Origin of the sequence: Vibrio gazogenes (assembly GCF_002196515.1) — a bacterium.
Lineage (GTDB): Bacteria > Pseudomonadota > Gammaproteobacteria > Enterobacterales > Vibrionaceae > Vibrio > Vibrio gazogenes_A.
The window spans coordinates 440,217-464,423 of sequence record NZ_CP018835.1 but is presented as its reverse complement, the minus strand read 5'-3'; the positions used below and the strand labels follow the sequence as shown (position 1 = coordinate 464,423).

The following is a 24,207-nucleotide window of genomic DNA, read 5'->3' as shown; positions in this document are numbered from 1 at the left end:
TTGAGCATGCAGAAATGAAAAACCGGTTCTCATCTGAGAACCGGCTTTTGGTTTGGGAGACATCACGCCTGAATCATGACGCGACGAATTCATGGGTATCAATCGTGATAAGCAGCCTCGAAATCTACACCTTTTTCACGATAACATCTCGGACAAGCGCTGCCGTCGCTGTGGAACAGATGACAGCGGTTCGGTTCGATACCAATCGTATACGCATCACCGACCTCAACATCCAGGGTATCCATTGCCCGATAAATCACATTGGCATCAGCGCCTTTCAAATGCAGATAGATCTGCGTTTCGTTACCGAGTTTTTCGACGATCTGGACGGTGCCCGATACCGTAAATGAGGCGGATTCAGCACTGATTAAATGTTCCGGACGAATCCCCAAAGACATCCGTTCTCCCGGATGAACCTGATCGCCTTTGACCGGAATCCAGAACGTTTCACCGTTGGGTAATTGCACCATCACTCGTTCGGATTCCACAGCTTCAACATTCACCGTCATAAAATTCATTTTCGGGGAGCCGATAAACCCTGCCACAAAACGGTTTTTAGGATAATGATAGAGCGCCAGCGGCTGGCCGACCTGAGCAACAGACCCTGCTTGAAGCACAACAATCTTATCGGCCATTGTCATGGCTTCAACCTGATCATGCGTGACATAAATCATGGTGCAACCGAGCTGGCGCTGTAATTTGGTAATCTCACTGCGCATATTGACCCGTAACGACGCATCGAGATTTGAGAGCGGTTCGTCAAGGAGAAATACATTCGGCCTTGAGACCAATGTCCGGCCAATGGCGACTCGCTGACGTTGTCCACCGGATAATGCTTTGGGCTGGCGGTCCAGCAAGTGGCCGAGCTGGAGAATTTCAGCCGCTTCAACGACGCGGGCGTGGATTGCTTTTTTATCGGCTTTGGCGAGTTTGAGGCCAAACGACATGTTGTCATACAAATTCAAATGGGGATAAAGGGCATAGGATTGAAAGACCATCCCGACACCTCTTTTGGATGGCTCAATATCATTGACGCGTTGCTCACCAATATATAAATCACCTGAGGTGATATCTTCTAAGCCGGCAATACAGCGTAGCAGGGTGGATTTACCGCATCCTGACGGGCCGACGAAAACGACAAACTCACCATCGTTGATTTCCAAATTCACATCTTTGGTAATCACGACATCATTGTAAGCCTTCGATACATTTTTCAGGGTGACACTTGCCATCTCGATCATCCTTAACTCAAATATAGATTTGTGACATGTAATGGGTGCAGCCATACTCAGTGACTGTGACTCATTATCAGCTATTGTTCCACTTTGCGCAGTCATTCGGGGAATGCGCGGTGATTTGAGAATAGTATGCGTCAAAGGATGCTGCGGTGCATCCTCCTGCGACATAGAACACAGGGTGGACAGGAAAGGATTAGCACCGGGAAAGGGATGAGAGAGAGGTGGGCTTGCGCTTGCCGGAAATCAGGCGGAAAAGTGTCATCAATCACATTTTACCCAACATTTAAGTGATTCAGTGACACAGATGTTGATGGGAGTCACGAAAATACCGTTATATCTCAGGGGCGTAGGGCTCAGGATGATGAGGAACGACGCAATATTTTTCATCATATGTCATCACCTCCTACGACAAGTTGAAAAATAAGGATAAGCGCATGAAAAAGACCCTACATGCTGTCGCGATTTGCACCTGTACAGCTCTGGGCTCGTTGAGTCTGAGTGCAAATGCTGCCATTGCGGAAGGACAGCTCACAATATGGATTAATGGAGACAAGGGCTACAACGGTCTGGCGGAAGTTGGTAAAAAATTTGAACAAGACACGGGGATTCCGGTCACGGTACTGCACCCGGACGGGTTACAGGATAAGTTCCCGCAGACCGCTGCAACCGGTGACGGACCTGACATCGTGTTTTGGGCGCATGATCGGTTTGGCGGATATGCTGAAGCCGGATTGCTGGCGGAGGTTCATCCGTCCCCGGAACTGAAAGCAAACATGTTCGATTTCGCATGGGATGCAGTCCAGTATCACGGCAAATTCATCGGCTATCCGGTCGCGGTAGAGTCATTGTCGCTGATTTATAACAAAGATCTGGTACCTGAGCCGCCCAAAAACTGGGAGGATATTGCCAAACTGAATGACAAGCTGAGCAAACAGGGTAAAAGCGCAATTATGTGGAATTTGAAAGAACCGTACTTTACCTGGCCACTCTTGGCGGCCGATGGCGGGTACGCGTTTAAATTCAGTAGTGATAAGGGCTACGACATCAAGGATATCGGGGTGAATAAACCCGGCGTTCGCAAAGCGATGACGTTCTTGAAAGGGCTGATCGACAGTCACGTCATTTCACCGGATATGGATTATTCCGTGTCTGAGTCTGAGTTCACCAAGGGCAATACGGCTATGACGATTAACGGGCCGTGGAGTTGGGGCAACATTGACAAATCCGGTATTCGTTACGGCGTCACTACGTTACCTAAATTTAATGGCAAAAATTCCAAACCATTTGTTGGGGTGTTGTCCGCCGGGATCAGTACCGCTTCACCCAATAAAGATCTTGCCGTTGAATTTCTTGAGCACTATCTGTTGACTGATGACGGTCTGGCGATGGTGAATGCAGATAAGCCGTTGGGTGCTGTCGCTTTGAAATCTTATCAGAATAAACTTGCCAGCGATCCGCGTATTGCTGCCACAATGTACAATGCGACCGATGGTGAGATTATGCCGAATATACCGCAGATGAATGCATTCTGGAGTTCGATGAAAAATGCCATTATCAATGTGGTCGATGGGCGTCAGTCGGTTGACTCGGCATTAGCTGATGCGCAAAAGCAAATTGCACATTAATGGAAATGAGTCAGGTGCTATGAAACTGGAATGGGCCATCGGTGATGGTCCGTTGGTTTGGTTTCACCTGACCTGAATTAGCTTGATTAAATTTCAGGAAGTTTTATGCAATTCGTTCAGAAAGCAGACCCCGGCAGTTTGAGTACCGGTCATAGAATCAAGTGGATCAAGTGGGTGATACTGTTTGCGATAGGCAGCCTGAACGGTTATGCCAGTATCATGATGTATGCGCGTGGTGAAATTGCGTTTGCGTTGTTGACCATTGTTCTGACGGCGCTGGCACTGTACATTTTTGGCAGCCGGAAAACATATGCGCACCGTTATATTTATCCCGGCATTGCAGGCATGATCCTGTTTATTATGTTTCCGCTGGTTTACACCATCGGACTCTCCTTCACCAATTACAGCGCGAAAAACCAACTCTCGTTAGAACGCGCGCAGTCAGTCTTACTCGATCAGACTTATCAAAGCGGCCAGAATTATCCTTTTACCCTGTATCACACGCAGAACGGCTACCGCTTGGTGATCCGCAACGGGGAGCAGTTACTGGCGACTCCGGCATTTTCATTGGGTCGCCATCCGGCTAAACAGTTAGCTTTAACACCGATTGAGTCTCCGCAAGGGTGGACAAAAGAGTCACTCAAAACCGTGATTCAACATCGGGATACACTGTCCGGGCTGAAATTAGTTACCCCAGACGAACAAACCATTCGGATGAATGGGTTACGTCGGTTTTCAGCCATTTTCCCCAAATATCAGTTGCTCGATGATGGGATGACGCTGCGTAATCAGCACAATGGTGAATTACTCAAGCCCAACATGGATATCGGCTTTTATCAGCCGGTTGACCAGCATGGTCAGTTTGATAAGACGCCGATATCTCCGGGATTTATTGTCAAAATCGGGACGGCTAACTTTGAGCGGGTGTGGCAAGACGACGGCATTAAAGAACCGTTCATCAGCATCTTTATCTGGACGGTGGTTTTTTCCGCGCTCACCGTCGGGCTGACCCTGATCATCGGTTTGGTACTTGCCAGCGTCGTGCAGTGGGAAGCGCTGCGTGGACGGTCGGTTTATCGTGTACTACTGATCCTGCCTTATGCGGTACCGGCTTTCATTTCGATTCTTATTTTTAAGGGGTTGTTTAATCAGAGTTTCGGTGAAATCAACATGGTGCTGAATGCGCTGTTCGGTCTCAAACCGGCATGGTTTTCCGATCCCATCATGGCTCGGGTTATGGTGATTGCGGTCAACACTTGGCTTGGATTTCCCTACATGATGATTTTGTGTATGGGATTACTAAAAGCGATTCCCGAAGATCTCTATGAAGCCTCAGCGATTGATGGTGCAGGGCCGTTATACAATTTTACGAAAATCACGCTCCCGTTGATGATCAAACCGTTAACGCCGCTATTGATTGCCAGCTTCGCGTTTAATTTTAATAACTTCGTGATGATTTATCTGCTGACCGGCGGTGGGCCAAATATGATCGGGACGACCGAGCCGGCCGGCTATACGGACTTACTGGTCAGCTACACCTATCGGATTGCCTTTGAGGGCAGTGGCGGTCGGGACTTCGGTCTGGCCAGTGCCATCGCAACACTGATTTTCTTACTGGTGGGTGCATTGGCATTAATCAATCTTCGTTTCACTCGGACAGAACAAGATTAAGGAGTTGCATGATGGCAATGGTTCAAGGAAAAAGTTTGAAATACCGAGTCTGGGCAACCCATATTGGTCTATGGTTCTTTCTCTCACTGATTATTTTTCCGATGCTGATGATCGTGGCAATCTCATTACGGGAAGGCAACTTTGCCACTGGGAGCATCATTCCGGAACATCCGTCTTGGGAGCATTGGAAATTAGCATTGGGATTTGCCGTCACTCATGCTGACGGGAGTGTGACCCCACCGCCATTTCCGGTTTTGACCTGGCTGTGGAATTCGGTCAAGGTTGCGACGATCTCCTCGGTGTTGATCGTCGCCTTATCCACCACATCGGCATACGCGTTTGCACGGATGAAATTCGGGGGAAAAAGTCTCATCTTAAAGGCCATGATGATCTTCCAGATGTTTCCGGCAGTGCTGGCGCTGGTGGCGATTTACGCCCTGTTTGATAAGTTAGGCCAGTATATTCCTTTCCTCGGATTGAACACCCACGGTGGGCTGATCTTATCTTATCTGGGGGGAATTGCGCTCCATGTATGGACCATCAAAGGTTATTTTGAAACCATTGATGGCTCGCTGGAAGAGGCTGCCGCACTGGACGGTGCAACCCCGTGGCAAGCCTTCCGTTTGGTGCTGTTACCGCTGTCCGTGCCGATTCTTGCTGTGGTTTTCATTCTGTCGTTTATTGCCGCAGTCGGTGAAGTTCCGGTGGCATCTCTGCTCCTGTCTGATATTAACCAGTACACGTTGGCGGTCGGAATGCAACAGTACCTTTATCCGCAAAACTACTTGTGGGGCGATTTTGCTGCGGCAGCGGTATTATCGGCACTGCCGATCACCCTGGTGTTCTTGTTAGCGCAACGCTGGTTAGTCGGTGGTCTGACGGCTGGTGGCGTGAAGGGCTGATGCTGCCATTTTCTCCGTCGGTGGCGGCGCATAGCCGCCCTGACGCGAGGTTTTAACCCGGAGTCTGACCAGACTTTCACACAGCGACACGGCACACGTGACCCCATCGAGCACCGGGATGGCAAACTGAGCCGATAGTTTTTCCGCCAGATCAACCATCCCGGCACAACCAAGGACAATGGCTTCCGCCCGATCTTCGACAATCGCTTGCTCAATTTCCTGGCCGATTTTCTGCATCGCATCTGAGCCGTTGCGTTCTAATTCAAGCACCGGGATTTCAGAAGAACGCACGCGGATACATTGTCTTTCCATCCCATAACGCAATAAATTGTGTTCCAACGCAGGTACAGAGCGGGCGAGGGTTGTGACGACGCTGAATTTGTTGGCGAGCATTGAAGCAACCCGATAACCCGCTTCACCAATGCCAATCACCGGTTTATCGGTGATACAGCGAGCGGCGTCCAGACCCGTGTCATCAAAACAGGCAATCACTACGGCATCGAAATTCTCATGGGCCTGAATGGCCTGAAGCATCCCGGGGACAGCCAGTGCCTCATCATAATATCCTTCAATTGAAACCGGCCCGTGTGCCGAGGTCACGGCGATAATTTCAGTCCCCTCAGAGGCAACTTGCCGGGCAGCAAGACAGGCTTTTTCGGTCATACTGGCTGTCGTATTCGGGTTAACAACGAGAATCCGCATTGTTTTAATCTCTCCATGAGTAAAAGTTTGGATGATGACAAGTTTCAGAGCATGATGCAGATTGTATACAATTTCAAATGGAATTTATGATTGGTGGTGATTTAAATACCGACGGCAGACAGTAGAACGGCTACTGAAAAATCAAACGCTATTAACGGATAATATATAGCGACATGGGGTAACCTTTGACTGAATTAAACAGTATTGCAGCTTTGACGTCATACTGTTTGGATTTAAATACCCAGAGTTATGGGGCGACGTCTGCTATTTCCGGTTCGCATGTTTTTATATATCAGACATTCATTAATGGATAAAAAGAATATCAAAAGAATGACATTATTTTATCGCAAAGCGTTACTTTGTGTTGCTGTTCTCCTTGTCCTATCCGCTATTTTGCTATACGCAGGGGTGCTAATTTCTACCCATGAAACCGCTTTTTTGCCGCAGAAGCATAGTGATATCAACTGGTTTTACAGGACTGAGCCGCCAGATCAGCAGCAAGACGACAAGGTTGTGGTGTTCAACAGTGGAGAAACGTCGCAGCCCATCACCTTTGATTTTTGGGTTTCTACGGAGGAAAAATATCCCTATACCTCTTTTATTATCAATCTTGCCGACCCACAAGATGTGAGTGACCTGATCGACCTCAGTTCTTATTCCAGAATCAGTTTTCGTATTCAATGTGAGCCTGAAAATATTCTTGTTTTTGCGCTCTATACTTATGTCGACCATGTGACAAAACTTGGAAAACCAGAAACCTATCGCGTTAGCCTCGATTTTCTAACCTGCAATAAGAAAAGCCGTAAAATATCGTTCAAATTAAACGATCTGGATTCCGCTGACTGGTGGCTTGAGCGCTATGGTCTGGCGTATACAGATCGCACTGCAGATTTACGAAGGACGCATGGTTTTTCCATTAATAACTCGCTCCAGAGCCCAAGAGGAAGCCACTCGAAAATTGAAATATCTGATTTGGTACTGGTTGCGGAGAACGTCAGCTATGTGTGGGGAAGTGTCGCGATTATCGTCGTTGCTTGGTTAGTCTTGGCATATTTTTTAATGAAATTATATGTACAGGAAAAAATATGTCGTGCAAAAGAACAAGTGAATACCAAGCGTCCCTTTATTGCTTATCAGCAGTTGTCGGTCAAACAGCAACCTGACGATCCGAAGTCGGCGCTTCTCTCCCATATTGCTGTTGAGTACATCAACCCAGCGATCAATATTGAAAGCGCCGCCGCTACTCTGGGAACAACCCGCTCAAAAATTAATAAGCTCTTAAAAGCTGAATTCAGTCTCACTTTTACCGCATACGTGAATAAACTTCGTCTGGCAGAGGCCTCACGACTACTGATTGAAGAGCAACATCTTAGCATCAAGCAAATCGCTCTTGGTGTGGGTTATGCCAATGTGACTTACTTTAATATGTTGTTTAAAAAGGAGTACGGTTGCGCACCCAAAACATTCAGGCAGAACCGCTTTAAAGACGCTAAGGAGGAGTGTTAGTGATCTGTGCCACAAAATGTGGCCTTTGAGTGTCGCGATTCTCCCAAGCGTACTGGCGAGGATCTCAAGGATTAGGATGCAATTTATTTCATAAACTTTAACGATTTAAAAAAAGTATTTAACGATTTGGATTACAAACATTTAAACCTTTTTTGTTTATTTTCTTATTCTCCAGCATCTTAAACAATGGCTTTCTCAGTATGTGAGCATGGATAGGCGAGTCTGTGCTCGACCATAGCAATAAAGAGAAAGTTCTTCCTGCATGTTTTTCTGATGAAACACGCCATTTCAAAAGAATGTCGGTACTTACCTCAACCTAGTCAAGGATTCAAAACGATGATCAAAAAACGATTTTCGGCTTTGTGCGGTGCGCTGTTGTTATTTTGTACGAGTGTTCACGCACAAAATGAAACACTCACTGTCGACATGTCAGATCCGATTGGTCCCGTGACACACGCTGCATCTGGCGCACTTTACGGTATCACGGATAGTTTACCCACGGACATTAATGGCGATGTCGCGCCGCTTCATCCCAGAATGTATACGCAACCCGCCAGAAGTGGGGCGGGGTACCAACAGCCGATTGGCGCTGCTATCCCCGTGTCGAAAAGATTAGCGAATACCACCGCCGAAGTGACGGTCCGTTTGGCGGATTTACTGCCCGGCTGGCCTTATCAGTGGTCGGGCTGGTCACATTGGTCTGCGAGAGTTCGCTCGGTTATCGCAGACAAACGTGCCTCAGGAAGAGATAATTACTACGGTTATGAAATTTTCAATGAACCCAATATTACCTGGGATGACGATGCGAACGGAAACTTCAAATCATCTCTGTGGAAGCCCACCTATGACCTGATTCGCCGTCAGGATCCCGGTGAACGCATCATCGGTCCATCAGCGGCTTGGTATCATGCCTCATATATTCAGGCGTTTCTCGAATACTGCGTTGCAAACAACTGCCTGCCCGATGTGATCAGCTGGCACGAACTGGGTGGTTCAGACAATATCACAGCAAATATTGCCGACTACCGCGCCCGGGAAAGGGCGTTGGGTATTTCGCCCCGTCCCATCAGTATCAACGAATATTCTCATGACACGCACAAATATGAAGGTGCGCCGGGGGTATCCGTACCATTTATCGCAAAATTCGAGCGCAATCGGGTGGAATCGGCAAATATCTCTTGGTGGTTCACCAACCTGCCAGGCAGACTTGGTAGCCTGCTAACGGCCAATAACCAACGCGGTGGTGGCTGGTGGCTGTACAAATGGTATGGGGATATGACAGGCAACATGCTCAATGTTACACCGCCCCGTCAAAATGGTGATGGTTTGGATGGCTTCGCCAACTTAGACACCCAGTCCGGTTCCGCCAGTATCTGTCTCGGCGGTAACTTTACCGGTACTGCGAATGTTGTATTCAACCATATCCCAGCCAGTTTTGGTGATACTGTCGATGTGACAGTGGAATATGTTGCCTGGGCAAATAAAGATACACCTGTTGCCGGGCCTGTTACCGCGATGCAATCGGTAGAAACTGTGTTTAACGGTTCGCTCACTGTACCCGTTGATGTTTTTAATCCGCTTTATGGTTACCGAGTTACGATTAACGGGCAGGGTTTCGGCTCCGAAGGTTCCTCCGCTCAAGTCGAACTGGAAAGCTTGTCGAGCCAAGAACAATTCGCGCCGTTTTCTGTGTTATCAGATGCCGGAGCGCAGTATATTGTCTGGCCCAATAACGGTGATCAATTCCTGAATTCGGCATCGGATGATGCAAGTGGCCAAGTTTTAATCCCCTTTAGCTTATCGCAGTCGACAGCTGTCCAACTGCAGATCCGCGCCAACCTGCCAAACGCCAACGATGACTCGTTTTATTTCAAACTGGATGATGGCGACTGGCTCACTCAAAACAACAAACAAACCAGTGGCTGGAACACTTTCACACTGGGGACTTTCGATAACCTTGCGGCAGGCGACCATACATTGCGTATCGAACGTCGCGAAGATGGTGCCAAACTGGACTTTATTACACTATTAACGGCTGCGGGTGATATCGAGATCGGTGCATCGGATAACCCTTCGGGCAACAGTTGCAACGGTATTCATGTTTACCCCAACTGGCCGGCTAGTGACTGGCCCGGTAGTGGCTATAATCACGCTAACGCTGGGGACCAAATGGTTTATCAAAACAAGCTGTATCAAGCCAACTGGTACACCAACAGCATTCCGGGCAGTGATGCATCCTGGACGTTGATTGGCGATTGTGACTGATGACCCGCACCAGAATGCAAAACTAACACCGCTGCCATGAGAACGGTGTGTACCATATAAGATACGACTGCGGCTGGAACGGCTTACGCTGTGCACCAGCCGCCTCTTAGTTTTGTATTATGTAATAAGGCCAGTTTGTGAAATGGAATCAATTACGCACTAAACTGCTACACCTCAATTATATATTCCCCGCCTCCGAAGTTTGACGCACAATTTGTTCCTCGGTTTCAGAGGTATCGATATTTTGAGAAATAATGGTCTTGTAATAATTATTGTAATTGATAATATTAAAAATCAATGATTTAGGTGCGATAAATATAGCGCAATCTATTTTTAAAACTGAGCTCTATACTCAGGATTAGGCGAAAACTCTGTAATTTTTGTTTGGTAGAAAAATTATGAATCCATATGAACAGTATAAAAAAAATGGTTTATCTAAACCGATAGCACTTAAGCCGACTTTAAAAATGCATCTTTTAGTCTGGGGGGGCGGGTTGTTTCTTATATTATGCTGCTTTCAGGCACTACGCGATAATGATATTAAAATGAACCTCATTGGGATTCTCGGGATGGTCTTTTCTGGTTTTGCTCTTGCTCTGTTTGTCAGTGTGTTGTTTCGCGGAAGGGATAAAGGTCTTGTTGAATTTTCAGAAAATGGCCTTTGGTTATCCTCAATAGGAATAACTTTGCCTTGGCACGCTATTGGTCCTGCATGGATCAATACCACTAGTCATGATGGTGGCAAAACAGATGAAACTGTTTTTATTGTCAAAGGGATAGACAATTACACATCAGATGTCGGATTGTTTTCTCGTATTTTCATAAAACTACTGAAACGGACGTTGAATATTGGCAAGGAGGGCGGTATTGATTTTGGCCTAGACAGCCTGCTTTATCTTTTAGATAGTCGAGAATCATTTGATGAAATAGCTGAACAGATGGCATTTGTTAGACAGCAAACAGGAGATGATCCGTCAGCAATATTGTTGAACATACCAGCGCCATTTCGAGTCGGAATTAGTTCTAATGAATTGGTGGCAATTATAAACAGTGAAGTATTAAAGAAATAAGATTAATACGCATATTTAACACGAGGCAGTTGGTATGTTTCCCAACAGGAAAGTAAAAACCACCTAGGTGTATGTCGTTACAACATCGGCTCAGAATGCTTTATACAACGGCCCCACAAATTTGGAGACACAATGACAACCCCACGAACTTTAAACACTCAAATTAAAGATATAACCTGTGGTGAAAACGTCACGATTGTTGAGCCTGCCAATATTTATGGCTGTGAGCTCAAGGATGATGTGTTTGTTGGGCCGTTTGTCGAAATACAAAAGAACGCAGTCATTGGTGCCCGGACAAAAGTACAGTCGCATACTTTTATTTGTGAGTACGTCACGATTGGCAACGACTGTTTCGTCGGGCATGGGGTGATGTTTGCTAACGACCTTTTTAAGAATGGCCAGCCAGATCCAAACCCAGATAATTGGGGGTGTACCGTGATTGAAGACAACGTGACAATCGGGTCGAATGCAACCGTGCTGCCTGTTCATATTTGTGGTGGCGCTGTGATTGGTGCCGGGAGTGTGGTGACCAAGGACATTATTGAGAAAGGGATTTACGCGGGAAATCCGGCCAGAAAGTTAAGAGATTTACCGTAAGTTTCCATATTTCCCATCCTAACCTCCGGCACCGAATTTTGACGCACAATTCCGTTCCTCAATTTCAGAGGCATCGGTGTTCTGTGCGCCAGTTACTCTTGCCAAGATGCAAGAGTAACCAGAAGATCTTTTTTGTTTGGCTGAGTCGCACGTTGTCCAGAACCAGCTTTTACGGGCGTCCTGCTCGGAAAAGCTTAACCATTCTTCCATGAATGGTTTTCTTGGTTGGGTGGTTGATTTGGATTGGGTGAAATCTCTTTAAGGCGAAGCCAAATTGATCGATGTTCTCAGGGTAAAATTCATGGATGAATTTTAAGCTTTTCGTGAGCAGGAGCGAATAAAAGCGGCCCGACCAGCGTCCACGAACTAAAGCGTTCTTTTGGGTACTTTTGGAACGCCAAAAGTATCTGGGGCGCGTACATCAGATGCCGCAGAAATCAATAAACTCATTGCGCACCAAATCACTTTCCTCAATTTTTATATCCCAGCCTCTGGCTCCAAATTTTGACGCACAATTCCGTTCCTCAATTTCAGAGGCATCGGTGTTCTGTGCGCCAGTTACTCTTGCCAAGATGCAAGAGTAACCAGAAAATCTTTCTTGTTTGGCTTGGTCACACGTTGTCCAGAACCAGCTTTTACGGGCGTCCTGCCCGGAAAAGCTTAATCATTCTTCCATGAATGATTTTCTTGGTTGAGTGGTTGATTTGCGTGCGGTGAAACATTTTTAAACAGTCAATTTAGTCACTGAACTCAGGGTGAAAAATCATGGACGATTTTTCAGGATTGCTTGAGCAGGATGCGAATCAATCCGACCCTGATTACACGCACTGAACCAAAAAAGATGTTTTTGGTTCCTTTTGACATCTATCAAAAGGAACTGGGGCGCAGTCGGAGATGCTAATGAGATCGAGAAAAGTAATTGCGTCCCAAACCGCAGCATTACCATTCCATATACCAAACCACAATTTAATCATTTCAGGCGGGCCTCCCTGTTACCCCCATTCCAAACACCACATTTTCCCTATCAGAAAACCAAATTCAAACATGACTTATAAACTCTATTGAGTATAATTATTGATTCATATGAGAATAAAACTATCAATAAACGAGCATCAAGAAACATTCATCGATAAAACAATCACGGCTTAACCAACAACGTTAATGAACGATCAAATCACTCAAATCTATCACCTGATGAGTTACGAATTTGCTCAAGTTGAAGGGGATTTTTCATCCCTGCGCGAATCGGCTATCAAATCTGTGATGCCTGAAGGAATGCGCTTTGCTGATTTTCTCGAACAGCTGCGCAGCGGTCATCAGGTATTACTGACGGATGTACCGTCGATTCCGTTACTCATTCGGGATAAAGATGAATGGGGCAATTCATACTGGCGGGTCAATCCCGAGGCTGAGCCTCAGCTCGACGGGCTGGCCTACAAGGCTTATACCGCCAGAGTGGCGCTGGTCAATCATGGTATTGGTTCATCTTACTCTGGCAGTGTGAATGCTTCTGTGTCTACCGAGCCTTATGTCGAACGCGAACCTTTGAAGCTGAGTTTACAAGAGCGATTGAGCAGGCAACGTCAGGAGCGATTACAGGCGCTGGATAAAATCCCATTGTCTTCATCCGCATGGCAAAACGCATTTAACCAGCCGCCAGCCAAACCCACCCGTTTCGCCAAATCCGCGCTGGTGCCGAGAGGCACGTGTGACATCGGTACACAACGAGAGTCGCTTTCTGTGCTGGGGGATTATGCGGCTTATACAATTGCCGTCGGGCAGGGGATCCGTGCTGCTTCTGAACAAGCCTTTTTAACACGTGTTGGCGGTGCGGCACTGGCAGAACTGCCGGGGCTGACCATGACAATTATCGGGCGAGCCGGAATGCTGGCCGCATTTGTGCCCAACAAATTAGCCGACAGCACGCTCTACAGTGCAGCCGATATGCTCAATAAAGACAGGGTTGAAACCAATATCCGCTTGGGTTTCAATATGGCAGGGCGGATTTACGGCTATCACGTCAATGGCGCGATGATTCCTAAGCGTGAGGTCAAACGGGTCGGTGAGCGCTTTGTCGTTGCGTTAGAGCCGGATGTCACCATTGAGTGGGTGCCGATTAGCGGCGATTTCGGCGGCAAACCGATTCTGATTAATCCCATTCCGGAGATGGAAAAATTCGATATCTGGATCCATCCGCAAGCGGAGCAAGGCCAAGAATTTGATAACACCTACATCACGCCAATTGTTGATGCGGATCTGCAAGACTATATTCTGACCTTTCCGGCAGAAACTGGGTTACCACCGTTGTATGTGGTTTACAAAGAAAGCGCTCGCAACGAGTCGGGCGTCGTGACCGGCTACGGTGAAGATATCACCGGCCTGTGGTTGGAAGCCGCCGGAAAAGAGTTAGGTGTACCGGTGCCGTCGCAAATTGCGGATCAGCTTAGAGGCCGTGAGTTCAGTAGTTTTGATGGGTTCCGGAAAGCGTTTTGGACGGAAGTATCTAAAGACCCAGAACTGCGAGTACAGTTTAGTCCGCAAAATCAAGCACGTATAGAAATTGGTAAAGCACCAAAAGTAAGATCCAGAGATAAAGTTGGTAAACGTAATTCGTTTGAGCTTCATCATATTGAAGAAATTCAGCATGGCGGCAAGGTCTATGATATGGATAATCTCAGAGTGAATTCACCTAAAAATCATATAAATATACATAGAAAGAGTAACTAATTATGAAACAGGCTATTACTGAGTTTTCAGAGTCGGAATTCACTCAATTTGTAGAGAAAATATTTAAAGAAAACGTTGCGGAAACTGATGATGTTCTTGATGAATTACTGGAACAATTTGAGTCTTTAACAGAGCATCCAGATGGTTCAGACCTGATTTACTATCCAGATGATCCGGCAGATGCGACACCGGAGCGTATTGTTGAGATTGTCAAACAGTGGAGAACCTCGCAAGGCTTGCCATGCTTTAACGATTGATTTGGTCTTTTTAATTTCCAGTCTTGGGATCCTAAATTTGACGCACAATTTCTTTCTGCGGTTTCAGAGGCATTGGTGTCTTGTGCGCCAGTTACTCTTGCCAAGATGCAAGCGTAACCAGAAGATCTTTTTTGTTTGGCTGAGTCACGTACTGTCCGGGCTCGGATTTTACGGATGTCCCTATCCGGAAAATCCTGAAAACCTCGTCCTGAGGTTTTCTCCCTAATGATTCAGATTTCATTAATTTTCTTTGCAGAGAGACAGAGAGATAATTTACTGAATTCAGGGTAAAATTCATGGATGAATTTTAAGCTTTTCGTGAGCAGGAGCGAATAAAAGCGACCCTGATTATGTGCGCTGAACTCAAACCATAGGCATTTTGGGATACTTTTTCTGCCGTGAAAAAGTATCTGGGGCGCATCCGAAAATGCTAATGAAATCAATGAATGTGATTGCGTCCCAAACACCTATATCACAAGTCTTATTAGTCTAGCCTCCGGCACCGAATTGTGACGCACAATCTCGTTTTTCGGTTTCAGAGGCATCGGTGTTCTGTGCGCCAGTTACTCTTGCCAAGATGCAAGAGTAACCAGAACATCTTTTTGTTTGGCTTGGTCGTGCGTCGCTCAGAACCAGCTTTTACGGGCGTCCTGCCCGGAAAAGCCTAACCATTCTCCCGGAATGGTTTTCTTTGTTGGGTGGTTGATTTGAATTGGGTGAAACATTTTTTGAAGCTAAATGAATCACTGAACTCTGGAACGTTATCGGGCATCAAACCACCGCATCACAATTTCCACTGATTGTTAAAACGCTGCAATTTTGTACAAACCTTATCCATATCAAAAAATGTCATGTTTATGTCAATTTTTTCTGGCGATTTTCTGTAACTTATTCAATGCTATGTACGGTGTTTCGATGCTTATTCGCGAACAGATGGGCTTATCCGAGATGTTCCGAATGGTGGTAGCACTGGTGAATCATTCGTGCGCAGATTAGACAGTACAATGCTGTGATTTCTGATGTAATGTTATTTTTTACTGGCATTTTGTCTGTATTTTTATGCTATTAGGACAGAAATTTCATCGAGTGTCAGTAAGTTATACAGAAGTATTCCTGTAGAGTGGTTCTGTATAATAAATTGTTAGGCAAAAGAATCCCGCTATGGGTAGACGTGTCTTCTGGAACGGCGACAAAAGCATAGGAGGTATTAATATGGTATACAGTACGCGTCCTGATCATATTGATGTATGCCTGTAAACGTTCCCACATTTCGTGCCCTTTCTGGGGATGTCTTCTTCGATTATTCGAGGACGATAGAAATGTCGAAAGAGAAGAAAGTTGATAGGCTGCTAACCTTGGTAGGTATTGTTGTAGGTGTTATTAGTATTGCTGTTACCTTCGCAAGCATTCTAATTACACTAAGCCAAGTAACGACGTAGGCCATTCGAGGGTGGTTATTGAATGCCTATAACCACTCTCACCTATGAATGAAGAATTGCCTAACAAGTCAAATCACACGGACTTGGTAAAGCTGTCACCTTTTTTGTTCCAAAAAAGCCGCCAACTTCACCAAGCTGGTGTTTGAGGCGTTAGGTGACCAAGGAGGTTCTGAGTGAAACTGGACAATGAAGAGCTATATGAATTGTTGAAACGCAGAAGGGTGTCAAACCTTTTCCATGCAAACACAGTAGCGACCTCAATAACTTTTATTCAAGAGGGTGGTCTTCTATCGAGGCAAGATATTGAAGAACAATCCCTGTACCAAACCCCTCAGACTTCGGACGACATTGATAAACTATTTGATGTGTTTGGTGATATATTTCTAGACACAAAAGATTTGCACAAGCACTTTTCTAGACAAAATCACTACGGACCAGTTCTCTTTAAGCTTAAATTGGAGCTCTTGCTTGATGAGAGCTTGGAGATTTGGGTAACTAAAGACAACCCAATACATTGGGGTAGGCATTCGAAGCCAGAAGAGAACTATTTTCGAAGTGTCAAACAGCTAGCTAAAGAATGGGATAATTACGATATTCAAAGAAAGATGTTTACTGTCAGGAAGCCAGCCAAGCCGATTCTCTTTGATTACCTTGACGAGATAATCCTTGACAATCCGAAAGTAAAAATAAATGACGACGTTAGTTTACGGAAAGAGTCAAGAAAGGCTTTAAAGAAAGCCACGAAGAGAAATTCTCAGCTTCGAGAAATTTTGACTTGGAGGGAATGCGGGCATTGCTTTTGTCAAGATAATTATCTTAATCAAGTCCAAGTGCCAGAACTAATACAAAAGTTTTTGCCGACATATCATGCAGAGTTTGAGGAATAGTCACCTAACAAACACATCAAATTCGCTCCCTTCGGTCGCCGGACGCTTGCAAGCTCGCGCCGTTTATGTGGTGCGTTATATTTTCAATCGAAATGGAAGAGTTACCTTAAATGAATATAGATAGTAGAGTTCAATTTAGTTTATTGGTTGTTGCAACACTGAGCTTAGGTTGGAGTGCTGGTTATTACTCTCGTGCAGATAGAATTGAAGCACTGAGTACTGAATTAAATTCATACAAGTTGCTGCGCTCGGAAAAATTACTCGCTTCGCTCCCAATTTTCCGGTGATCAAAGCGTTATGCAACATTCAGAATAAGGAGTTCCAATCTTATGACGAAGCAAGGAGATGATCTTGAAAAAATAGTGGAGTTAATAGAAAGATCTATTTCTCCATCTTCAGTTATTCGTCAGAATGTATTTTTGCCAGTGTTGAATTCACCAACGGGAAGAACTAGGCAATGTGACGTTGTCATTGAGAGTGGTCCTGAATTTCGTTGTAACGTGACAATCGTTGAGGTTCAGGACCGTAAGTCGCAAGTTAACATCGCCACCTTCAACGATTGGTTAACGAAGTTAGATGATGTAGGCGCTAACAGCTTAATTTGTATTTCGAGGAAAGAATTCCCAGAAAGTATAAAGGAAGTAGCAAGGTTTCAAGGTAATAGGGTTCTTCTGGTTAACCTAAAAGAAGAGAACCCAGATACACTTCCACTGAATTTTTTGTCCTTTTATGTGGCATATGAAAACGTCAGTATTAACGGCATAGATGCTTTGAGTTGCTGTGTCGAGAAAGGCAATACTGATTTAGCATCACTAGACTCCCAAATTATGCACTCAAACGAAAAAATATGGTCTAGAGACAAAGCCTCAAACATGTCTATTGTCGAATTGCTATCTCCTTTAATAAAGGAGTTACATTGTGACTCAAAAGGTATAATAAAAGATGTGGCTTCTTTTACGTTTCAAAACGACAGGCGTTTGGTTCTATATTGCAACATGAATGGTGAATATATTCGCGTTGGGTTAAATGTGGTCGTTCAATATGCTTATGATAATCATCTTCTTCCCATGACGGTATCTAGCTATGAACAAATTGGTCACGGAGTATTAGCTTGGGTTTTCGAAATAGACCATGAAACGAGCCATGGCAAGATAAGAACTAAAGTCCCTGTAATTAAGCATGGTGACAATACGTATGAAATGCTGGATGTTATCAACGCTACCGATTTCAACTCTCAGGTTACAATAAGGAGCTTAAATGAAAAACCTATTGCATAGAAAAACACTCAGGCAGACGCATAAATGTCCGGCGCATGCGTTTTTAAGTTTTGTTGTTAATTAAGTGAATGTGCTGCTTAGCTCAGTGTTAGCTGTTTTGCGCATAACATTAATATGGAGAAAAAATGAGTTTTATATTTAAGCAGAAAGCTTGGGTTTATGCATTGATTTATCTGTTACTCATCCCTGTTTTTGCTTGTATTTATGCAGATGTTGAACTTACTCTTGGTGTTCACAAAGATACCCCAATGACATACTTGTATTTTAGCGTTGTCTCAATTACAACGTTAGGATATGGAGATATTTTACCAAATAGCTCATATGCTCAGTTTGCAACTGCATCAGAGTCAATTTTAGGAATTGTACTCATTGGGCTTTTTCTAAATGCTCTTTCTTTACAGCACTCTCAAGAAATTGAGAATGTAAATCGAATGAAGAAAGAAAAAGAAGAAAAGGATAATGCTATAGCTAGATTAAGTGAACTGACATATTACCGTGGGGACGATGAATCATTCCGTCTCTTTGGGGCATTGAGATATGTTTTATCTCTGGGCATTGATGAAGTATCAATTCCCGAAGGGAAGTTAACTAAATTAAAGGTAAAATCACTTAGTTTGCAAAATTCCAACCTTATAGCAGTGGACTTTTCAAATAGCAGGCTGAATGATGTGAAGCTTACAGGTTGCAACCTTGAAGCTACTCAATTTGTTGATACTAATGTTAGTAGCTGTGTTTTTGAAAATGTTAACTTAAAGCGTGCAAAATTCATTAAATCTGAATTGAAAGGCTTTGACTTTCGGTATTGTTACCTTGTAAATGCAACATTTAAAGGTTGCGAACTTCAGAGTGCCATTTTTAAAGGGGTTGACTGTAAAGGGGTAAGTTTTAGAGGTTGTGACCTAAGGTCAGCAAACTTTAAAGATGCAAAGAATATTACCGAAGAAATGATAAAAAAGGCAGATAACTATAAATATGTAATTTTGCCTAATGGTGATGTTTTATAATCAGGAGGGAATTGAACACCTCTAGTGACAGAGTCACGTCCGGGACTATGTCCCTCCAGCAAACCAGCTAATTGGCCTACTAAATTACTAAAAGTTAGAGAAAAAAACAATGGGGTAATGAAAAGTAGTAGTTGTCATTTGATACACAGCTAACAAGATAATTGGACTCCTGCTCTAATTACTGACTAACATTTGAGTGGGCAAACTTGTTGGGAAAACGAGATGAATACAATAATTATTGGCGTTGACTTGGCGACTAAAGCTATTCTTAGATTGCGCGAACAATGTATCGTTTTATCTTTGTATCGTCCGCTCTCACCAGCACTGACAAAAAGATAAAGCAAGAAATCCGTCGCATTTTATCCTTCAACAATACTAAAACTATGATAAACAGTGTTTTTTGCTGAATGCTTCTTTTATGCTATAGCTATGTTATCCACCAAAGCGAAGCACGTTTTATGAACACCTCTCTCGATCACCTGCCTGAATTTAAACAGCAAGAGCTTGCCACGATCTCGACTATTCTGCGCGATACGCTGGACGACTATCTTGAAGGTAAAACGGGGAGTAAAAGCGAGTTTCGCATTCTGAAAATCATTCTGTTCGGCAGCCATGCCAAAGGCAGTTGGGTCAATGATCCGGTTAATGGTTACATCAGCGATTATGATATTCTGGTAATCGTCAACAAAGCGGCTTTGGTTGAAGATTATGTGGTCTGGCAGCGGGCGGAAGAGCAAATTGATCGCAAAGTGAAATCGGCCCCATTGGGTTTGATTGTGCATGATTTGAACGAAGTGAATAATCGACTGCAACAGGGTCATTATTTTTTTAAAGATATCCGCGAAGAGGGAATCGAACTGTTTGCCGCGACGCCGAAACCGTTGGCGGAGCCGGGGGATTTGAGCGAAACCGAGCTACGGGAGATTGCCCGTAAGCATTATGAGCAGTGGTTTGAAAGTGCTTCTGATTTTCTGGTGACTTATCGATTTGATAAAAATCGCGGCAAGTTAAAACAAGCGGCTTTTCTCTTGCATCAATCGACGGAACGGTTTTTCGCCTGCACGCTACTGACCTGCACCAATTACTTACCCAAATCCCACAATATCGAAAAGTTGGGGAAATTCTGTTCACAAATCGATCTTTCCTTTGCTGAGATTTTCCCGATGGACAACAAATTCCACCGCCGCAGCTTCCGGCGTCTGCAACGCGCCTATATTGATGCGCGCTATTCGGAGCATTATGAAATCACCGAAGAAGAGTTGAATTATCTGGAGACAGAAGTACAGCGCTTGCAGGTGTTAACCGAACAGGTTTGTCGGGGGAGAATCGGGGATTGATGGCTATCGTTTGATTTGTAGCTTTTGGCATTGGAATGTGACGCACAATTACGTTTTTCGGTTTCAGAGGCATCGGTGCTCTGTGCGCCAGTTACTCTTGCCGAGATGCAAGAGTAACCAGAAGATCTTTTTTGTTTGGCTTGGTCACACGCTTTCCAGAACCGGCTTTTACGGGCGTCCTGCCCGGAAAAGCCTAACCATTCTTCCATGAATGGTTTTCTTTGCTGGGTGGTTGATTAGAGTTGAGAGGAACATTTTTAAAGCTAACTTGATCGGTGATCTCAGGGTGAAAAATCATGGATGATTTTTCAGGATTGCTTGAGCAGGATGCGAATCAATCCGACCCTGATAACGCACATCGAACCCAAAAAGATGCTTTTGGTTACTTTTGACATCTATCAAAAGTAACTGGGGCGCGTTCGAGGATGCTAATGAAATCAATGAATGTGATTGCGTCCCAAACACCTGCACAAAAGTTTTATTTGCCTAGCCTCCGGCTCTGAAATTTGACGCACAATCAGCGTCAGTGATTTTAGAGGCATCGGTGCTCAGTGCGCCAGTTACTCTTGCCAAGATGCAAGAGTAACCAGAAGATCTTTTTTCTTTGTTGGGTGGTTGATTTGAGTTGGGTGAAATCTTTTTAGAAAGCCAACTTGATTGATGTGCTCAGGGTAAAATTCAGGGATGAATTTTAAGCTATCCCTTAACAAAAAGACTGAGCAGGAGCGAATAAAAGCGTCCCTGATTACGCACACCGAACCCAAAAAGATGCTTTTGGTTACTTTTGACATCTATCAAAAGTAACTGGGGCGCGTTCGAGGATGCTAATGAAACCGAAGAAAGTCATTGCGTCCCAAACCACAGAGCCACCATTTCTCCCCCAAACACCTATATTTCCACCATATTCACATCCAACAATCAAAAGCGGTCAATAAGCCGCTTTCATCCCCATAAGATTAAAACCATCCCCCAATCTCATTGATTTTCCTGCCCGTTCGGGCAGAATCATTGGGTTAACTCGGGGGGAGCAATCTATCTATGGCGACATCTCTTTTTATCGGTGGGGCGCGGAGCGGAAAATCCAGCTATGCGGAACGGCAGGCATTGGCGCTGCTCAAACAGCGAGTGTCACAAGGCGCCACCGCACAACTGCATTATGTTGCGACCGCAATTGCGTTTGATCCGGAGATGACGCAGCGAATTGAACAGCATCAGCGTCGCCGCGGGCCCGAATGGTGTAACCACGAATCTCCGCTCATGTTGGCACAAACGCTGGCACAGTTTCAGCCGCAGGATATCGTCTTGGTGGACTGCCTGACTTTGTGGCTCAATAACGTCATTTACAACGATGGCGAGACGGCATCTAAGGCGATGATCGAGCAGCAGGTGCAGGCCTTAGTCAGTGCGTTGCATGACTCTCCGGCCACAATTTTGTGTGTTTCCAACGAAGTCGGTCTCGGTATTATTCCGATGGGGGAGATCTCGCGGCTGTATGTCGATCATGCCGGATGGATGAATCAGGCGATTGCTGCGATGGCTGAACAAGTGACGTTTATGGCTGCCGGTTTACCCATGTTGCTAAAAGACGTTGTTAAAAGACGTTGCTGAGAGGCGCTTAAATTTTAGCCATGGGAAAGCACATCCCTGAGTGCCTCAAGTAATTGCTGATTGTCCTCACCAGTCCGAATTGCCACGCGGTAGTATTGTGCCGACAGGCCGTGGTAGTTGGCGCAGTGACGAATCAAAATGTTGTGCTGCATCAGGGCATGTTGTAAATCGAAACCGGCTTGGTTGAGGCGAAAGAAAATATAGTTGGCCGTTGGCGGGTAGACCGTGAGCGCCGGAAATTGTGATAACCCTTGATATAATGTGTGCTGCTCACGTTGCAGCCAATGATAAGTCTGCTGCGCATAGGTGTGATCCTGTAAGAGGATGTCTCCTGCCAGTGCTGCAAATGCATTGATCGTCCACGGCTCTCGTGTGTCACGCAGTGCTGCCAGCATGGGTTGATTGGCAGATAACAGATAGCCAAGCCGCAACCCCGGAATGGCATAAAACTTCGTCATGGAACGGAGTAAAAACAGGTTTGGATAACGATCAAGGACATCGGTGAGACCCCGATGTTGCGGCAGAAAATCAATAAAGGACTCATCGACAAAGAGCTGAATCCCAAGTTCAGCCGAGCGGTTTAAAATCTGTTGCAGCAGGGCGGGTGGCGGCATCAGGCCGGTCGGGTTATTCGGTGTGCAGAGAAACAGACAATCCAATCCCTCATGCAGTGCTGCCAATAAGCGCTCGGTGACAGCAAATCCTTCCTGTTCGACTAAAACAAACCGCTCAATGTCACACCCGATACGTGTCAGTGCCTGACGGTATTCCGCAAATGTCGGTTCGACAATCAACGCTCTACGGGGTTGTGTCTGTTGTACCCACTGAAAAATCAGTTCGGTTGCCCCGTTACCTGCGATGACATAACTGGCTGGGAAATCACTGTCAGGACGATTGATTTGCGCAGCATGGTGACGGGCAATTGCTTGATGCAGATGTTGGTAGTCAATGTCCGGATAGCGTTCAACACAAGTCACTTGACTGATAATGGCATCCCGTAAGGATTGAGGCATCCCCAATGGATTGATGTTCGCGCTAAAATCTAATATGTCTTCCGCTTTTCGGCCATACTTTTCGGCCATTTGCCGTGTGTTACCGCCATGTTGTCCACTTTTTGCCATTGAATCGTCGGTGTAATGCTTTGCCATGAATGGCTGACAATGTAGCGGATTCACACGGGATGCGCCAGTACGAACAGAATGAAGGGATTGACTTGATGACCAATACCAGTGATCACGGACATGATCAAAAATTTTTAGGATTCATGTGTTTGTCATATTGTGGTTCAAAAATTAAAGTTTGTTGATAATCATATGGATTCAGTTTCATCATTATCAGTAAGCCATGTTGATTTTTTGAGAACACACCTGACTATTTGCATTCTAACGATGTTTTTTCACAGATTTGCTAGGCTAAAATAGAAAGAGTTTTATCTCACCGCTGTGTTTTTGGTCAAGGATTGATTGCTGATGCATGGTTGCGTGATATATGAAGTGATTGATGTATCAAGGAGTATTCGGTGGAACCTAGGATTAGTATCATCACACTCGGTGTGAAAAATTTAGAAGCCTCATATGATTTTTATGCCGCTCTTGGCTTTACTTCCCCCCAGAAACCAGCGGACGGTATCATTTTCTTTAAAACTGGTGGTGTGTGTCTGGCATTGTATCCGTTGGATGAGCTGGCTGAGGATATTTCACCGGCGCATGCATCTCACAGTCCGGGCTTTTCTGGGATTACGCTCGCTCATAATACGCGTTCGAAAGAAGAAGTTGATGAAGTCTTGGCACTGGCGGTCAGCGCCGGAGCCCGGTTGGAAAAACCGGCAAAGGACGCATTTTGGGGCGGTTACAGTGGCTATTTTTCTGATCCCGATGGCTACTTGTGGGAAGTCGCGTATGGTGATTGTTGGGATTTCCATGATGATGGTAGTCTGGTCATTCAGTAGCGGTATTGCCCATAAGTTCGGCTTTGATGACGGCGGTTTTGCTAGACATGTTTCTCTAAGCATTGTTTTTATAAACATTGTTTCTCTAAACATGCTTGGCTGAAATCGTATGGCTAAAAATATGCAAAGACGGATGATTTATCCGTT

The 24,207-nt window shown here is 45.2% G+C and carries 18 protein-coding genes; 15 read left to right on the top strand and 3 right to left on the bottom strand.

Annotated features, from left to right (window positions below; translation table 11 throughout):
* Positions 1-98: 98 nt before the first annotated feature.
* Positions 99-1,232, bottom strand: coding sequence for a maltose/maltodextrin ABC transporter ATP-binding protein MalK (gene malK, locus BSQ33_RS02065; RefSeq protein WP_021021915.1), 1,134 nt, complete (start codon positions 1,230-1,232; stop codon positions 99-101).
* A 440-nt stretch (positions 1,233-1,672) separates the two neighbouring features.
* Here malK and malE point away from each other — a divergent pair, with 440 nt between their 5' ends.
* From malE to malG, 3 genes are all read left to right on the top strand, one after another.
* A complete protein-coding gene (malE, locus tag BSQ33_RS02060; protein WP_088133155.1) occupies positions 1,673-2,863 on the top strand; it encodes a maltose/maltodextrin ABC transporter substrate-binding protein MalE in 1,191 nt (396 codons plus the stop codon).
* A 105-nt stretch (positions 2,864-2,968) separates the two neighbouring features.
* Positions 2,969-4,534, top strand: a complete 1,566-nt coding sequence (gene malF, locus BSQ33_RS02055) for a maltose ABC transporter permease MalF (protein ID WP_088133154.1) — start codon at positions 2,969-2,971, stop codon at positions 4,532-4,534.
* A gap of 11 nt (positions 4,535-4,545) precedes the next feature.
* Positions 4,546-5,436: a maltose ABC transporter permease MalG gene (malG, locus tag BSQ33_RS02050; protein WP_021021919.1), complete on the top strand. Its 891-nt coding sequence runs from the start codon at positions 4,546-4,548 to the stop codon at positions 5,434-5,436.
* On the opposite strand, the gene BSQ33_RS02045 is transcribed toward malG, so the two are convergent.
* Positions 5,398-6,138, bottom strand: coding sequence for an aspartate/glutamate racemase family protein (locus tag BSQ33_RS02045; RefSeq protein ID WP_088133153.1), 741 nt, complete (start codon positions 6,136-6,138; stop codon positions 5,398-5,400). The genes malG and BSQ33_RS02045 overlap by 39 nt on opposite strands.
* Positions 6,139-6,444: 306 nt before the next feature.
* Here BSQ33_RS02045 and BSQ33_RS02040 point away from each other — a divergent pair, with 306 nt between their 5' ends.
* The 11 genes from BSQ33_RS02040 (at position 6,445) to cobU (ending at position 22,112) form a co-directional block, all read left to right on the top strand.
* Entirely contained in the window at positions 6,445-7,644 is a 1,200-nt protein-coding gene (locus BSQ33_RS02040) for a helix-turn-helix domain-containing protein (RefSeq protein ID WP_198298136.1), read from the top strand.
* A gap of 336 nt (positions 7,645-7,980) precedes the next feature.
* Positions 7,981-9,909: a cellulose-binding domain-containing protein gene (locus BSQ33_RS02035; RefSeq protein ID WP_232471944.1), complete on the top strand. Its 1,929-nt coding sequence runs from the start codon at positions 7,981-7,983 to the stop codon at positions 9,907-9,909.
* Between the two features lie 398 nt (positions 9,910-10,307).
* The gene (locus tag BSQ33_RS02030) at positions 10,308-10,979 is read left to right on the top strand and encodes a hypothetical protein (protein WP_088133152.1); all 672 of its coding nucleotides are present in this window, start codon (positions 10,308-10,310) and stop codon (positions 10,977-10,979) included.
* 132 nt (positions 10,980-11,111) lie between these two features.
* On the top strand, positions 11,112-11,576 hold the full coding sequence (locus tag BSQ33_RS02025) for an acyltransferase (protein WP_088133151.1): 465 nt from the start codon (positions 11,112-11,114) through the stop codon (positions 11,574-11,576).
* 1,161 nt (positions 11,577-12,737) lie between these two features.
* Entirely contained in the window at positions 12,738-14,303 is a 1,566-nt protein-coding gene (locus BSQ33_RS02015; protein WP_088133149.1) for an S-type pyocin domain-containing protein, read from the top strand.
* Positions 14,304-14,305: 2 nt separating this feature from the next.
* Positions 14,306-14,560, top strand: a complete 255-nt coding sequence (locus tag BSQ33_RS02010) for a bacteriocin immunity protein (protein WP_088133148.1) — start codon at positions 14,306-14,308, stop codon at positions 14,558-14,560.
* A gap of 1,612 nt (positions 14,561-16,172) precedes the next feature.
* Positions 16,173-16,886, top strand: a complete 714-nt coding sequence (locus BSQ33_RS02000) for a hypothetical protein (protein WP_088133146.1) — start codon at positions 16,173-16,175, stop codon at positions 16,884-16,886.
* Positions 16,887-17,215: 329 nt separating this feature from the next.
* A complete protein-coding gene (locus BSQ33_RS01995) occupies positions 17,216-18,163 on the top strand; it encodes a hypothetical protein (protein WP_088133145.1) in 948 nt (315 codons plus the stop codon).
* Between the two features lie 125 nt (positions 18,164-18,288).
* Positions 18,289-19,167 carry a pentapeptide repeat-containing protein gene (locus BSQ33_RS01990; RefSeq protein WP_088133144.1) on the top strand — a complete coding sequence of 293 codons (879 nt, stop codon included), beginning with the start codon at positions 18,289-18,291 and terminating at the stop codon, positions 19,165-19,167.
* A 458-nt stretch (positions 19,168-19,625) separates the two neighbouring features.
* A complete protein-coding gene (locus BSQ33_RS01985; protein ID WP_157721344.1) occupies positions 19,626-20,504 on the top strand; it encodes a HEPN domain-containing protein in 879 nt (292 codons plus the stop codon).
* Positions 20,505-21,542: 1,038 nt separating this feature from the next.
* Positions 21,543-22,112 (top strand): bifunctional adenosylcobinamide kinase/adenosylcobinamide-phosphate guanylyltransferase, encoded by a 570-nt coding sequence (cobU, locus tag BSQ33_RS01980; protein WP_088133142.1) that lies wholly within the window; start codon positions 21,543-21,545, stop codon positions 22,110-22,112.
* Positions 22,113-22,126: 14 nt separating this feature from the next.
* On the opposite strand, the gene cobD is transcribed toward cobU, so the two are convergent.
* Positions 22,127-23,287 carry a threonine-phosphate decarboxylase CobD gene (gene cobD, locus BSQ33_RS01975; RefSeq protein WP_198298135.1) on the bottom strand — a complete coding sequence of 387 codons (1,161 nt, stop codon included), beginning with the start codon at positions 23,285-23,287 and terminating at the stop codon, positions 22,127-22,129.
* A 344-nt stretch (positions 23,288-23,631) separates the two neighbouring features.
* Here cobD and BSQ33_RS01970 point away from each other — a divergent pair, with 344 nt between their 5' ends.
* Positions 23,632-24,060, top strand: coding sequence for a VOC family protein (locus BSQ33_RS01970; protein WP_021021936.1), 429 nt, complete (start codon positions 23,632-23,634; stop codon positions 24,058-24,060).
* Positions 24,061-24,207 lie beyond the last annotated feature (147 nt).